The following is a 14,707-nucleotide window of genomic DNA, read 5'->3' as shown; positions in this document are numbered from 1 at the left end:
ATGGAAATCGACGCAGCGCGCGAGGTGAGGACCACCTGCCCCTATTGCGGGGTAGGTTGCGGCGTGCTGGCGAAGGTCGCCGCGGACGGGCAAGTGTCGGTCCGCGGCGATCCCGACCATCCTGCCAATTTCGGCCGGCTTTGCTCCAAGGGCTCGGCCCTGGCCGAAACCATCGACCTCGACGGCAGGCTGCTCCACCCCGAAATCGACGGGCGCCGAGCCGGCTGGGACGAGGCGCTCGACCGCGTCGCCACGACCTTTTCGCGGACCATTGCTGAGCACGGTCCGGACTCGGTCGCCTTCTATGTTTCCGGACAGTTGCTGACCGAAGATTACTATGTCGCCAACAAGCTGATGAAAGGTTTTGTCGGCTCGGCCAACATCGACACTAATTCCCGCCTCTGCATGGCCTCATCGGTGGCCGGCCACCGACGCGCCTTCGGCTCCGACACCGTGCCGGGCACCTATGAGGATCTCGAGCTCGCCGACTTGATCGTGCTGGTCGGCTCCAACCTCGCCTGGTGCCACCCCGTGCTCTACCAGCGCATCGCCGCGGCCCGCGAAAAGCGGCCCGACATGAAGGTCGTGCTGGTCGACCCGCGGCGGACCATGACTGCTGACATCGCCGACATGCATCTGGCGATCGCGCCGGATGGCGACGTTGCTTTGTTCACGGGGCTGCTCGCTTATCTCGGCCAGCACAACGCGCTCGACCGCGGCTACATCTCTGCGCACACCGCGGGTTTCGGCCAGGCCCTTTTTGCCGCCTCGAAACTCGATCTTGCCGGTGTCGCAGCCGCAACCGACCTCAGCGAGGATGAGCTCACCCGGTTCTACAGCCTGTTCGTGGCCACCGCGAAGACCGTCACTGTCTATAGCCAGGGCGTGAATCAGTCTTCGTCGGGCACCGACAAGGTCAATGCCATCATCAACTGCCATCTCGCCACTGGCCGGATCGGCAAACCCGGGGCAGGGCCGTTTTCGGTGACCGGCCAGCCAAACGCCATGGGTGGCCGCGAGGTCGGCGGCATGGCCAATATGTTGGCCGCCCATATGGAGATCGAAAACCCTGAGCATCGCGACCGCCTGCAGCGCTTCTGGAACGCGCCGGCCGTTGCGCAAAAGCCCGGCCTAAAGGCGGTGGAGATGTTTCAGGCGCTGGCCGACGGGCGCATCAAGGCGCTGTGGATCATGGCCACCAACCCGGTCGATTCCATGCCGGATGCCGACGCCGTTGAAGCAGCAATCAAGGCCTGTCCCTTCGTCGTGGTGTCGGACGTATTGGCCAAGACCGACACGGTCCGCCACGCCCATGTCCAGTTGCCCGCCGCCGCATGGGGCGAGAAGGACGGCACCGTCACCAATTCAGAGCGCCGGATCTCGCGCCAGCGCTCCTTTCTGCCAGCACCCGGCGAGGCGCGACCCGACTGGTGGATTGTCGCCGAGGTTGGCAAGCGGATGGGTTTTGGCGAAGCATTTTCCTATTCGTCGCTGCCGAAAATCTTCGCCGAACATGCCGCGCTGTCGGGCTTCGAGAATAACGGCGCGCGCGATTTCGATATCGGTGCCTATTCAGGTGTCGATGAAGAAGACTATCACGCGCTGGCGCCTTTCCAGTGGCCAGCGTCGAGCTCCCAGAAGACCGCATCTGGTCCCTCCATCATCCGTTTCTTCGCCGACGGCAATTTCTACACAGCCGACCGCAAGGCGCGGTTCGTCGCCATTCGGGCCGCCACGGAAAGCCGCACCAATCCGGACTATCCGCTCATCCTCAACACCGGCCGGGTCCGCGACCACTGGCACACCATGACGCGGACCGGCAAAAGCCCCCGTCTGTCCCAGCACATCGCGGAGCCCTTCGTCGAGATTCACCCGGCGGATGCGCAGCGCTACGGCATCGGCGATGCCGACATCGTGCGTATCTCCAGCCCGCGCGGCGAGGTGCTCGTGCGCGCAATGATCACGCCCCGCCAGCGCCGTGGCAGTCTGTTTGCACCGATGCATTGGACCGACCAGTTCGCCGCCAAGGGCCGGCTCGACGCGTTGACCGCGTCGCTCACCGACCCCGTTTCCGGTCAGCCCGCCTTGAAACACGTCGCGGTTCGGCTTGAGAAATTCGCAGCAAAAGCTTTTGGCTTCGCCGTGACGCGGCGACGTCCCGAGGCGATCGACGCCGACTACTGGGCAGCAGCCCGCTGCAGGGGTGGCTGGCGCATCGAACTCGCTTTCGCCGAGGCGGAGATCGACTGGACAGGCTTTGCCCAGTTCCTGTTCGGCGCGCCGCCGGAAACCGAAATGCTCGCCTATCACGACCGCGACGCGGGCCAGCACCGTATCGCCGCCTTCGATGACAAGCACCTCGCCGGGGCCTTGTTCGTTGCGTCCGGCCCGGTCGCGGTATCACGCGGCTGGGCAGCGCAACAGCTCGAGGAGGTGCACGCCAGCCAGCGCGAACGCTTCCGCATCGTCGCCGGCCGCGCTGGAGCCGAACGGCCAGATGCAGGAGCGATCGTCTGTTCCTGTTTCGGCGTCGGGGTCAACCAGATCGTGTCGGCAGTGACGGCCGGCTGCGCGACCGTCGATGCCATCGGCGCCGCCCTGAAGGCCGGCACCAATTGCGGCTCCTGCCGGGCCGAGATCAGGGCGATTATCCAGGTCAATCGGTTTCAGGCCGCGGAGTAGATGCGGCCGGTGGCGTTCGTTCCAGATCGCCTATCCGAGCCGACACGGCAGAGACGCCACCGCTCGCGGCGCTATGGACAGCTCGCAACGGAGCAGCGACATTGGCGGCTCACAGCAGTCAAATGGCATCGGTTTCGGATTTCGAGTAGGAACTTTTCTGTCGGAGTCGGCGGTCAGACGCTAACGCTCCACCGCGCGCTTGGCCGTAACTGTGTCGACAACCGCCTCTTTGTCCCCGGCTTCAGTGGCGGCCAGGAACGAGCGCCAGCATGCGCTCGGCTGGCGGGCGATCGACTGAGGCTTACCGGATAGGCGTCTCGCCGCGAAACAGCGGCTGGTGCGCCCGCATCAAGGCCGCGATCCGGTCGGCGACTTTTCGTACCGGCGGGGAGTGACGTTCCTCGTGATGGGTGACGATCCATTGGTCGGTTTCGAGTTCTGGAATGGGCTGAGCGACGCGAACCAGCCGCGGGTCGCTGTCACCGACGAAGCATGGGAAGATCGAAAGGCCGGCGCCGGCGGCCACCAGTTCACGCACCGAATGGGTGTTGTTGCCCCGCACCGCGATGCGGTCGCCGTGATGAGCTTGCAGCCAGCGCGCCGAGGCAACGTTTGCGCCTTCGCCAGTGACACCGACGAACAACCCGGCGGCGATGCCGTTGATCAGGTGGCGTCCGGAATAAATGGCATGTGCAACCTTGCCGCTCTGACGGCCGGCCAGCCACTGTTCGGTCGGGCGCTCGCCGCGAATGCCGATGTCGGCGGCACGGCGGCCGATGTCGACCCGGTCGGTAGTGGTGATCAGTTCCACCCTTATGCCGTCATCGACCGTCCAGATTTCGCCGATATGGGCGGAAACGAAGGCCGAGGTCCATGGCCCGGCCGAGACGCGGACAATGCGGTCGGGCAGGCTGCCCTCGCGCCAGCGGGTCAGCGACTGCATTGCGGCCTCGACATCTTCGGCACGCCGCAGCAGTTCGTCACCGACCGGCGTCAGCCGGTAGCCTGTCTGCTGACGCACGAACAGCGGTTCGCCGATCTGCTTTTCAAGCGCGGTGACGCGTCGCCCAAGGGTGGCCGCGCTTAGGCGCGTGGTTCCCGTCGCAGCGCTCAAGCCACCCAGCCGCGCAACGTCGAGAAACAACCTCAGATCGTCCCAGTCGATATCCATATTGCAGAAATGAAAAAATCGTTGCGGCCGTGGCTGTAGCGCGAAGCGGGCACCACGCGCAAGTATGCGAGCCTTGGAAATGTTGGACAAATCCCGCCTTGCGGGGCGGCGACAAGCGCCTCGGCAGGCCAGGAAGCCGGTGTAATCCCTTCGATCGAGTATGCTTTGAACCGATGCTTTGCGCATTCGATTAATTCAGGCGCGGGCGTTCCGCCCGCCAAAGGAGACGATTATGTTCTATGAACTTCGACAGCGTTTCGCGCGCTGGCTTGCCTATCGCCAGACGCTTGCGAGCTTGAGGCGAGTCCCGGACCGCACACTGGCGGATGCCGGCATTTCTCGCGAAGACATCCGCGAGCGTGCCCGTTATGCCGCCGCCCGGCATCGTCTCGCCGAGCAGGATCTCCGCCGCACCTCGACGCCGAGATCACTCAGATCGTTGCCGTTGCCGCGTCACGCCGATTTTCTAGAGCGACAAGCCGCGCCCGACGCGGGGAATTCGTAACCCTATTCGGCCGCCGTCTCCGATGGCGCCTCTGCCGGCGCCGAAGGTTCGGCCTCGGCACGCGGCTTGCGCCGTGAAAACAGCGACCTGAGCGTGACGTAGAACACCGGCGTCAGGAACAGGCCGACGAAGGTGACGCCGAGCATGCCGGAGAACACCGCGGTGCCGAGCGACTGGCGCATTTCTGCGCCCGGGCCCGTTGCAATCATCAGCGGCACGACGCCGAGGATGAACGCGAAGGCGGTCATCAGGATCGGTCGCAGCCTGAGCCGGCAGGCTTCGACGGCAGCCTCGGCGACCGACAGGCCGCGTTCCTGTGCCTGCCGCGCGAATTCAACGATCAGGATGGCGTTCTTGGCGGCGAGCCCGATCAGCACGATGAGGCCGATCTGCACGAGGATGTTGTTGTCCAGCCCTCGGAACGACACGCCGAGCAACGCCGCGAGCACGCCCAGCGGCACCACCAGCACAATGGCGAACGGCAGCACCCAGCTTTCATATTGCGCCGCCAGCGCCAGGAACACGAACAGCACCGACAGTCCGAAGATATAGACAGCGGCATTGCCGGTGTTGCGCTCCTGATAGGCGAGCTCGGTCCATTCATAGGAGGTACCGGCCGGGAGCGTCTTTGCCGTGATCGCTTCCATCTTGGCAAGCGCATCGCCGGTGGAAACGCCGGGCGCGGCGTTGCCCTGCAGCGGCACCGAAACGTACATGTTGTAGCGCTGGACCAGCGCCGGGCCGGTGACGTCGCGGATCTCGATCAACGTGCCGAGCGGAACCAGCGCGCCGGTCGCCGAGCGCACCTTCAGTTTCAAGATGTCGGCGCGGTCGAGGCGGAACGCCTGGTCGGCCTGCGCCCGCACCTGGTAGACGCGCCCGAAAGCGTTGAAGTCGTTGACGTAGGCGGTGCCCAAATTGATCGACAGCGTCTCGAAGATGTTGGGGATCGGCACGTTCAGGATGCGCGCCTTGTCGCGATCGATCGCCAGGAAGAATTGCGGGCTCGACGCGGAGAACGTGGTGAACACGCCCGTCAGCCCCGGCGTCTTGTTGGCCTTGCCGGCGATTTCGTAGGCAAGCGCCAGGATCTGCCGCATGTCGGCGCTGTTGCGCTCCTGGATCTGCAGCTTGAAGCCGCCGGCATTGCCGACACCGCGGATCGGCGGCGGCGGCAGTGCGATAATGAAGGCTTCCTTGATGCTTTGCAGGCTGCCGAACAGATTGCCGATGACCTTGGTCGCCGACTGGCCTTCTTTCAGTCGCTCGTCAAACGGCTTGAACCTGGCGAAGATCACGCCCGCGTTGCTGGCGTTGGTGAAGGTTGCGCCGGAGAAGCCGGCGAAGGCGACGGCGTAGTCGACGCCTGGCGTTTTCTGGATGATCTGCGACGCCTGCTGGATGACCGCATCGGTCCTCGACAGCGAGGCGCCATCCGGCAGCTGGACGACGACAATCGCATAGCCCTGGTCGAGCGACGGAATGAAACCGCGCGGCACCGTCTGCACCATGTAGACCGTGGCGTAGATGAGGGCCGCAAAAACGGCCAGCATGGCGGCGATCGCTATCCGCGAGCCGACCAGCACGCGGACGATGCTCGAATACCAATGGGCGAGCCTGTCGAAGCCGCGATTGAAGCCGTCGGCGAGCGCCTGTCCGAACCGCGCCAGGAAAAAGCGCGGCGGCGCCGCAGCAGTGTGGTGCGGCTTGAACAGCAGTGCGGCCAGCGCCGGCGAAAGCGTCAGCGAATTGAAAGCCGAGATCGCCGTCGACACCGCGATGGTGATCGCAAACTGCAGGTAGAACTGCCCGGAAATGCCGGGGATGAAGGCTGTCGGTACGAACACGGCTATCAGCACCAGCGAAATCGCGATGACCGCCGTTCCGACTTCGTCCATGGTCAGGTGCGACGCCGGATTGGGCGCCAGCCCTCTGGCGATATTGCGCTCGACGTTTTCAACCACGACGATCGCATCGTCGACGACGATGCCGATCGCTAGAACGAGGCCGAACAGCGTCAGCATGTTGAGCGAGAAGCCGGCAGCGTAAAGCACCGCCAGCGTGCCGATCAGCGACACTGGGATCGCCACGATCGGCACGATCGCCATGCGCCACGATTGCAGGAAGACGATGATGACGATGATGACCAGCACCATTGCCTCGAGAATCGTTTTGTAGACCTCCTGGATCGACTCGGCGACGAACTCGGTCGGATTGTAGACGATGTCGTAGCTCAACCCCTTCGGGAAGTCGCGGGACAGCTCCTTCATCTTGTCCTGGATCTCCGCGGCTGCGGCGAGCGCATTGGTGCCCGGCCGCTGGAAGATGGCGAGCGCCACCGCCGGTTTGCCGTTGAGATAGGAGTTGGTGACGTAATCCTTGGCGCCGAGCTCGATGCGCGCCACGTCCTGCAGCTGGATCAGGCGGCCGTCTTCGGCAGATTTGACGATCACGTATCGGAAGTCGCGCGCGTCGTTGAAACGGCCCTGCGTGGTGACCGTGTACTGGAACGCCGTGCCCATGTTGGTCGGCGGCGCGCCGATCGAGCCGCCGGACACCTGGACGTTCTGGTCGCGCAGCGCCTGCACCACATCGCCCGAGGTCATCCCCAGGGCGGACAGTTTTTCCGGATCGAGCCAGATGCGCAGCGAATATTCGCGTTCGCCGAAGATGATGAGGTCGCCGACGCCGTCCAACCTGAGCAGTATGTCGCGCACCCGCGAGCGGGCGTAGTTCGAGACGTAGAGCTGGTCGTAGGTATTGTCGGGCGACAGCATGTGCACGACCATCATCAGGTCGGGCGAGCTCTTGGTGGTGGTGATGCCGAGGCGGCGGACTTCTTCGGGCAGGCGCGGCTCGGCGACCGACACGCGGTTCTGCACCAGCACCTGCGCCTGGTCGAGATCGGTGCCCAGCTTGAAGGTGATGGTCAGCGCCATCGCCCCGTCGCCCGACGAATAGGACGACATGTAGAGCATGCCCTCCACGCCGTTGATCTCCTGCTCGATCGGCGTTGCCACCGTCGCTGCGACCGTCTCGGCGTCGGCGCCCGGATACTGCGCGCGAACGACGATGGTCGGCGGCGCGATCTCGGGATATTGCGCGACCGGCAGTTGGGTATAAGCAATCCCGCCGAGAATCAGCAGAACGATCGAAACGACCGATGCGAAGATCGGACGGTCGACGAAGAAATGGGCGAACCTCATTGCTGCAACCCGGCGGTTTCGACCTTGGGTGGCAACGTCACCATCTCGACCTTCACCTTGGTGCCGGGCCTGGCATGCATCAGCCCGTTGACGATGATCGTCTCGTTGCCGGTCAGGCCCGAGCGGATCACCCGGTAGCCGTCGAGAAGCGGGCCGGTGCGCACGGGCTTCGCCGACACCATCCCGGCCTCATCGACCAGGAAGACGATGCGGCGATCCTGATCGGCGCCGATCGCCTCGTCGGGCACCAGCACGCCGCTATGCGGCAGCGACCCCGGCACGTTGATGCGCCCGAACATGCCTGGCTGGAGAACGCCGTCGGCGTTGGGAAACGTTGCACGCACCCGCATGGTGCCGGTCGCGTTGTCGATGCGGTTCTCGGCAAAATCGAGCTTGCCCTTAAAGACCGCCTCCGCGCGGTCGGCGACGCGAACCACCACTTCAAGGCCGCCAGCGCCTTCCTGCATCGAGCCGCCGCGCTCCTTCGCGTCGCGGGCGTAGCTGAAATACAGGCGCTCATCGACGTCGAAATAGAAGTCGATCGGATCGCGCGTAACGATGGTCGTCAGCAAGGTGGAATCCGGCTGTACAAGGTTGCCGACCGACACCAGCCGGCGGTCGATGCGGCCGGACAAGGGCGCCTTGATCTCGGTGAATTCCAGATTCAGGCTGGCCGACGTCAGCGCAGCCGTAGCGCCCTGCATCTGCGCCTGTGCCGAAAGGTATTCCCGCCGGCGATCGTCGACCGTCGCGGCCGGGATATTGCCGGTCTTGGCGAGTTCGTCGGCGCGATCCAGCTGCATCTTGGAGAATTCGAGCAGACTCTTGGCGACGTCCACTTGCGATTTGGCGGCATCGTAAGCCGCCTGGTACGGACGCTGGTCGATGGTGAAGAGCAGGTCGCCCTTGTTGACCAGTGCGCCGTCCTGGAAGCTGACCTTGTCCAGATAGCCGCTGACCCGCGAACGGACGGCGACCTGGTCGACGGCTTCGAAGCGCCCGACGAACTCGTCATCTTCGACGATTTCACGGACCACCGGCTTGGCCGCCGTCACGACGGGAAGCTGCTGGTCCTGCGCAAACGCAGTGCTGCTGAAAGCCACCCCGAGCAGGAATGCCGCCGACGCGGCGGCGCGGGCAAGCCAGCCGGCCGATGGACGGGGCCGCCCGCCCGCGTCGCGATGCAATTGCCCATTGTCCATTTGCGTCCCCGCTCGCTGGACCCGGAGGTCGGTTGATCCGCTTCTACGCTCAGGCTTGTCGTCGAGATCAGAGCCCTACGGTATTGTGCATGGCAACATAATCATTTTCCATGTGAGCTGAAATGTCCACCCTGTGGCTGCCCCGCCACCTGGCTAGGCCAGTCGCGATTTTACTGTGGCATCTCAAGTCCCGGCCGCAATCCTGTCGCGACGACTGAGACCCTGAATTTTCCGGCAAGTGCCCGGTCGAATATGGCGCCGACGATGATGTCGGCGTCGGCGTCGACCTCCTCGCGGATGCGGGAGGCGGCCTCATCGACTTCGAACAGCGTCATGTCCATGCCACCCGAGATCGAGACCAGGACGCCCTTGGCGCCGATCATCGAGGCTTCGTCGAGAAGCGGGTTCGCGATAGCCGCTTCGGCGGCCTTCTTGGCGCGGTCCTCACCCGTGGCTTCCCCGGTACCCATCATCGCGCGGCCCATGTCGCGCATCACCGACTTCACATCGGCGAAGTCGAGATTGATCAGCCCCTCCTTGACGATGAGGTCCGTAATGCAGCCGACGCCGGAATAAAGGACGCGATCGGCCATGGCGAAGGCGTCCGCGAAAGTCGTCTTCGCGTCGGCGATCCTGAACAGGTTCTGGTTCGGAATAACGATCACGGTATCGGCGCATTCGCGAAGCCGGTCGATGCCCTCTTCGGCGGCTTGCATGCGGCGTTTTCCTTCGAAGGTGAATGGCTTGGTGACGACCGCCACGGTCAGGATGCCAGCTGTCCGCGCAGCGTGCGCTATGACGGGCGCGGCACCGGTTCCAGTTCCGCCTCCCATGCCGGCGGTCACGAAGCACATATGGGTTCCCGCAAGGTGGTCCCTGATCTCGTCGATCGACTCCTCGGCGGCCGCACGGCCGACCGCGGGCAGGGATCCGGCGCCCAGGCCTTCCGTGACATGGGCTCCCAACTGGATCAGCCGCGATGCCTTCGACATGGTGAGAGCCTGGGCATCGGTGTTGGCGACAATGAATTCCGCCCCCTGCAGATTTTCCGCAATCATGTTGTTGACCGCGTTGCCGCCACCACCGCCGACGCCGACAACGGTTATCTTCGGCCGCATTTCAGAGATGACGGGCCTTGCCGCTGTGCTCATCGTCTTGTCTCCTTGGAATTGATCGACAAAAGATTCATCCCGGAACGCGCCGTTTGAACACGCCAGGAGCAAGAATCAGCTTCTACAGCCTTGGCGCAGGGAATCAGAGGGTGAACTTTGCGGCAAGACAAGATGTGGCGCTCGTTCCTATGCGCCAGCAACTCCTGAACGAGTCTCAGCCCAATCTTTTGGGATTGGCGCCATGGTAGCAATGCTGGTCGTGTGGTCGTGGTGTCTTTTGACAGCAACCCAGCAGGTGCGCGCACTTGCCACGCGGCGTCATGATAAGATTCCGAAGCGCCTCGGCGCTCAAAGGTGCGGAACGGCCTCGCCCCCAGCACGAGCGCGGTGGGGCTGCGGCTAAAATGCGCCAATGCGGCGGCAATGCTTGATGCGGCCGCAGTTTCGCTCCACATCGTGAGACATGAAGGACGAGACATTTGAGCGGCGTCGGACTTTGCTGTGGGCCTTGCCCGCATCGCTGATCCTGCACGCGCTCATCGCCGCGTTCCTGATTTACGGCCTGCCCACGCCTCCGGAACCGCCGCAGGAGGAGCAACCGGTCAACGTCGCGCTCGTGCCTCCGCCCGATCCGCCAAAGCCGAAATCTCCTTCCAAACCGCCTGCACCGAAACCCGAGGCGGAAAAGCCTCCTGAACAGAAGGTTGAAAAGCCGGTGCCTGAAAAGCTGCCGCCAATCGACGTGCTGAAGCCCGTTTTCCAGTTCGGTGACAAGGATACCGGCCCCCGGAAGTCCCTGGATGGAGGCAGCGCGCAAGACAACGCACCGTCCAAGGGCAACGATTCAAAGCCCACGCCAAAGGATGCGGAGAGCAAGCCCGCTCCGACGATAGACCCCGTGCAGCCGGCAGAGCCAACCAAGATTGACGAGAAGCCGGTAACCGCGGCGAAGGAGACCGAGCCCTCCGAGGAGAAGCAGGCGACGCAGGACACGAGCAAGCCGGAAGCAGATAAACAGGAGGCCCCAGACGCTGACAAACAGGCATCCGCTGCGGCAATGCCTTTGGCAACCCCCGGTGACGACGGTGAGATCGAGCTTCCGGCATCGGCTCAGGCGCCGCGCGCCAGGCCCGAAAATGTTCCGAAATCCAGCCCTGCGAAAGTCGCGAAGCCAGGAGGCGCAATCGCCGGAGAGCCACGTTCCAGAGACGTGGCAGCGGCTACATCACAGGCCTATTCGAGCCTTCCGGGCGTCCGCAAGCTCTTCTCGCAGGGCGCTACCGGCGATATGTTCGCAACGAACTCGATGGCCGACGTGCCTCGCGATCAACGGGCAGCCAGACTTTGCGCCAGCGTTCTGGAGCAGGAGTTGAGCGATGCCTCTTATTCTCCGCAATTGATCCCAAGCATTCCGCTGAAGGTCGGCAATGTTCTTGACGCCCCCGACACCGCTTTCCGCTCGACAACGGCATGGTACCATCTGAGCTTCCGATGCGGAATCGACACCAATGCGACGCGGGTTACATCCTTCGCCTTCCGTGTCGGAGCCGCCGCCACGCCCGAAGAAAGCGCCTTTCTGGAGCGGGATGCTCATCGGCGGCGCGGTCCGGCTGTAGCGGCTCAGTAGCTGCAGCAAGCATATCAAATTTCTCCCCGCAAGCGATATCCGGCACAGCCACGTACTCATCCCGGACGCGATTCGCCACGGTGAGCGGAGAGCCGGCACTACGGCACACATGGATCGTCTGAGTTGCCTGCTTCAATCCACCGGGCGATTGGCTTTGCGCCACTCCTCATATTCGCCGCGGGCATCGTCATGCAGCGGATAGTAGCGCTGCAGCGGCGCGCCCTGCATCAGCTTCATGCGGGAGAACTCCTCCCACTCGTGATGCTTCTGTGATTCTTCAATCACTTTTGCTGCCATTGCGAGCGGAAGCACCACCACCCCGTCGTCGTCGGCCACGATGATGTCGCCGGGGATCACCGTGACACCGCCGCAGGCGATCGGCACGTTGACGGCATTGGGGTAGATGCTGGTCTGCACATGATAGTTTGGTGTCCAGCCGCGCAGCCAAAGGGGGAGGTCGAGCTTCTCGACATTGGGCCGGTCGCGCATGCACCCGTCGATGACGATGCCCGCGCCACCTCTGCCCTTGAAATACGTCGACATCATATCGCCGAAGACGCCGGAGCTCATGTCGCCGCGCGCGTCGACCACGACCACGTCGCCTTCCTGCGCGTGATAGAGCACGTGGCGGTGCAATTGCGTCTCCGGATCGGCATATTCTCCCTCGTTGAAGAGGTCGGGCCGCTGCGGCAGGAATTGCAGCGTCAGCGCCGGCCCGACGATCGACTTGCCGTGGTTCTGCGCCACCGGGCCGACCATGTGCGGATTGCGGAAGCCCATATGGCCGAGCGTGCCGGCAACCGTCGCGGCGCCGATCTCCCTTAGCGCGTCGATCAGGTCTTTTGGCGGCCGCGTGATATCGGGAACATGCGTCATTGTGGACTCCGGTTGAAATTGAACTACCAGTTCGTAACTGAACCATCGCGGCGCTTGAGGTGAGGCGCTTCCCAGAAGCGGAAGCTCTGCGCCTGGATCGCCGCCTCGTTGATCTCGACGCCCAGTCCCGGCAAATCGCTGACCGGATAGTCGGGGCCGTCAAGTCGTGGTTGCACGGGAAAGAACTCGGAATTGTCGAAGCCCAGCTTCCTTTCCGGCGCCCTGGTCTCGAGCCACGCGAAATTCGGCACCGCCGCGGCGAGATGGATGGTTGCGGCCGTGCAGACTGGGCCAAGGGGATTGTGCGGCATCAGGTCCACATAGTGGGCCTCGCTCCAGCCAGCGACCTTCATCGCCTCGGTGAGCCCGCCGACATTGCAAACATCTATCCGGTTGAACTGATGGATGCCGCGCTCGATGTAGGGCAGGAATTGCCACTTGCTGGCAAATTCCTCACCGATGGCGAACGGGATGTCGGTCATCGTGCGCAGGGATTCGTAGGCCTCCGGGGTCTCGTCGCGTATCGGCTCCTCGAGGAAATCGAGCACGCCACGGCCGAGCTTGTTGCAGAAACTCGCCGCCTCGGCCACCGACAGCCGATGATGATAGTCGATACCAAGGACCACCTCGTCGCCCAGCGCCTCGCGTGCCTTGTTTAGCATCCTCGCGGTAGCGCCAATCGGCTCGCGCGGCTCGAAGATGTCCTTGCTGCTTTGCCCGATTGGGAAGAAGCGGATCGCCTGCCACCCTTGCGCGCACAGTTCCCGGGCTCGCTCGATGGCAACATCGCCCTCGGCCTCGTCTCCGGTCGAGGCGAAGGTGGGGATGCGGTCGCGCTGTTTGCCGCCGAGCAACTGATAGACCGGCACCCCCAGCGCCTTGCCCTTGATGTCGTGAAGGGCAATGTCGATGGCGGAAATCGCCGCCTGCAGAACGCGTCCGCCTTCAAAATATTGGCTGCGATAGACCTCTTGCCAGATCCGCCCGATCTGCATCGGGTCGCGGCCGATGAGAAATTCGCGATAGTGCTCGAGGGCGCCGGCCACGGCCTTTTCGCGACCGCTCAAGCCGCTCTCGCCCCAGCCGTATATGCCCTGGTCGGTCTCGACCTTGACGAGCATCTGATTGCGCGTTCCCACCCACACCGGATAAGGCTTGATCGCCGTGATCTTAAGTTTCGTGGTCATTCACACGCATTCCCCCACGCATTCCCCTGTCTCAATCGGCCTGGAGGGCCATCTCCGTTTCGCCGTCGAACAGATGGATGCGTTCCTGATCGAACTCGAGCCAGATGTGCTCGTCGGGTGTGACGGCGATGTTGGGAGCCACACTGATGTTGACGATCGCGCCGGAGAGGAACGCTTGCACGAAGGTGACGTCTCCGGTTGGCTCCACCGTATAGGCCTTGGCCGGAATGGTGCCGGGGGCAGCGCTCTTGTGCAGCTTGATCGTCGAATGTCGCGCGCCGAGCACGACCTTCCTCGTGGTTGCTCCCAGAACCTTGCGCGCGTTGAGTTGCGACAGCGGCAGGCTCCAGCCTTCGGCGCTTGTCAGAACGGTGCCGCCGTTTGCGGTCGATGCCTCCAGCGGAATAAGGCTCATCGCCGGGCTGCCGACGAAGCTCGCGACGAACATGTTGGCGGGATGGGCGAAAACTTGCGCCGGCGAATCGTATTGCTGCAGGAAGCCGCCGTTCATCACAGCCATCCTGTCGGCCATCGTCACGGCCTCGAGCTGGTCGTGCGTCACATAGACGATCGTTGCCTTGAGGTCCTGGTGGAACCGCTTGATTTCGGACCGCATCTGCACGCGCAGCTTTGCGTCGAGATTGGAGAGCGGTTCGTCCATCAGGAATACCGCCGGATCTCGAACGAGGGCGCGACCCAGGGCCACGCGCTGCTGTTGCCCGCCCGAGAGTTCGCGTGGCTTGCGCTCAAGCAACTGCGTCATGTCGAGCACCTTCGCCGCTTCCCTGACCTTCTTGTCGATCTCGTCCTTGGGCAGCTTGCGCATTTGCAGCGGGAAGGCGAGGTTCATATAGACCGACTTTTGCGGATAGAGCGCGTAGTTCTGGAACACCATTGCGATGTCCCGGTCCTTGGGGTCGAGGTCGTTGACCACCCGGTCGCCGATGAAGATATCGCCCGACGTTATCGGGATCAGCCCCGCGATGAGATTGAGCGTCGTCGTCTTGCCGCAGCCCGAGGGGCCGACGAGCGCGACGAACTCGCCGTCATTGACAGTCAACGAAACCTCGTTGACGGCTTTGAAGCCGCCATAGGTCTTGACCAGATCTTTGAGGACCACGTGGGCCATCGGCAGCTCC

Annotated in this window: 10 protein-coding genes; 3 read left to right on the top strand and 7 right to left on the bottom strand. The window is 63.5% G+C overall.

The genetic code is table 11. The features are described from left to right. Positions 1-2,682, top strand: a complete 2,682-nt coding sequence (locus tag AC1DXM_RS03270) for a nitrate reductase (RefSeq protein WP_477231733.1) — start codon at positions 1-3, stop codon at positions 2,680-2,682. Positions 2,683-2,983: 301 nt separating this feature from the next. Here AC1DXM_RS03270 and AC1DXM_RS03265 read toward each other — a convergent pair whose 3' ends face one another. Then, positions 2,984-3,853: a LysR family transcriptional regulator gene (locus AC1DXM_RS03265; protein WP_477231732.1), complete on the bottom strand. Its 870-nt coding sequence runs from the start codon at positions 3,851-3,853 to the stop codon at positions 2,984-2,986. A gap of 232 nt (positions 3,854-4,085) precedes the next feature. On the opposite strand from AC1DXM_RS03265, the gene AC1DXM_RS03260 reads away from it, so the two are divergent. After that, positions 4,086-4,358, top strand: coding sequence for a DUF1127 domain-containing protein (locus AC1DXM_RS03260; protein WP_477231731.1), 273 nt, complete (start codon positions 4,086-4,088; stop codon positions 4,356-4,358). A gap of 2 nt (positions 4,359-4,360) precedes the next feature. Here the strand turns inward: AC1DXM_RS03260 and AC1DXM_RS03255 are convergent, their stop codons facing one another. The 3 genes from AC1DXM_RS03255 to ftsZ all read right to left on the bottom strand — a co-directional run bounded on the left by AC1DXM_RS03255 (position 4,361) and on the right by ftsZ (position 9,917). Then, positions 4,361-7,564, bottom strand: coding sequence for an efflux RND transporter permease subunit (locus tag AC1DXM_RS03255; protein WP_477231730.1), 3,204 nt, complete (start codon positions 7,562-7,564; stop codon positions 4,361-4,363). Next, the gene (locus AC1DXM_RS03250; RefSeq protein ID WP_246501929.1) at positions 7,561-8,766 is read right to left on the bottom strand and encodes an efflux RND transporter periplasmic adaptor subunit; all 1,206 of its coding nucleotides are present in this window, start codon (positions 8,764-8,766) and stop codon (positions 7,561-7,563) included. The genes AC1DXM_RS03255 and AC1DXM_RS03250 overlap by 4 nt, the downstream gene beginning before the upstream one ends. A gap of 170 nt (positions 8,767-8,936) precedes the next feature. Then, positions 8,937-9,917, bottom strand: a complete 981-nt coding sequence (gene ftsZ, locus AC1DXM_RS03245) for a cell division protein FtsZ (protein ID WP_477231729.1) — start codon at positions 9,915-9,917, stop codon at positions 8,937-8,939. Between the two features lie 424 nt (positions 9,918-10,341). On the opposite strand from ftsZ, the gene AC1DXM_RS03240 reads away from it, so the two are divergent. Next, the gene (locus tag AC1DXM_RS03240; RefSeq protein WP_477231728.1) at positions 10,342-11,505 is read left to right on the top strand and encodes a DUF930 domain-containing protein; all 1,164 of its coding nucleotides are present in this window, start codon (positions 10,342-10,344) and stop codon (positions 11,503-11,505) included. Between the two features lie 132 nt (positions 11,506-11,637). Here the strand turns inward: AC1DXM_RS03240 and AC1DXM_RS03235 are convergent, their stop codons facing one another. From AC1DXM_RS03235 to AC1DXM_RS03225, 3 genes are read right to left on the bottom strand one after another with little or no spacing between them, the layout of a single operon-like run. Beyond that, positions 11,638-12,381: a ribonuclease activity regulator RraA gene (locus tag AC1DXM_RS03235; RefSeq protein ID WP_477231727.1), complete on the bottom strand. Its 744-nt coding sequence runs from the start codon at positions 12,379-12,381 to the stop codon at positions 11,638-11,640. 23 nt (positions 12,382-12,404) lie between these two features. Then, positions 12,405-13,568, bottom strand: a complete 1,164-nt coding sequence (locus AC1DXM_RS03230) for a mandelate racemase/muconate lactonizing enzyme family protein (RefSeq protein ID WP_477231726.1) — start codon at positions 13,566-13,568, stop codon at positions 12,405-12,407. 31 nt (positions 13,569-13,599) lie between these two features. Continuing rightward, positions 13,600-14,697, bottom strand: coding sequence for an ABC transporter ATP-binding protein (locus AC1DXM_RS03225; protein ID WP_477231725.1), 1,098 nt, complete (start codon positions 14,695-14,697; stop codon positions 13,600-13,602). Between the last annotated feature and the right edge of the window lie 10 nt (positions 14,698-14,707).

Source organism: Mesorhizobium sp. P3_A2, assembly GCF_056403115.1.
Note: the sequence above shows the minus strand (reverse complement) of the source record. Positions and strands in the feature narration are given on the sequence as shown.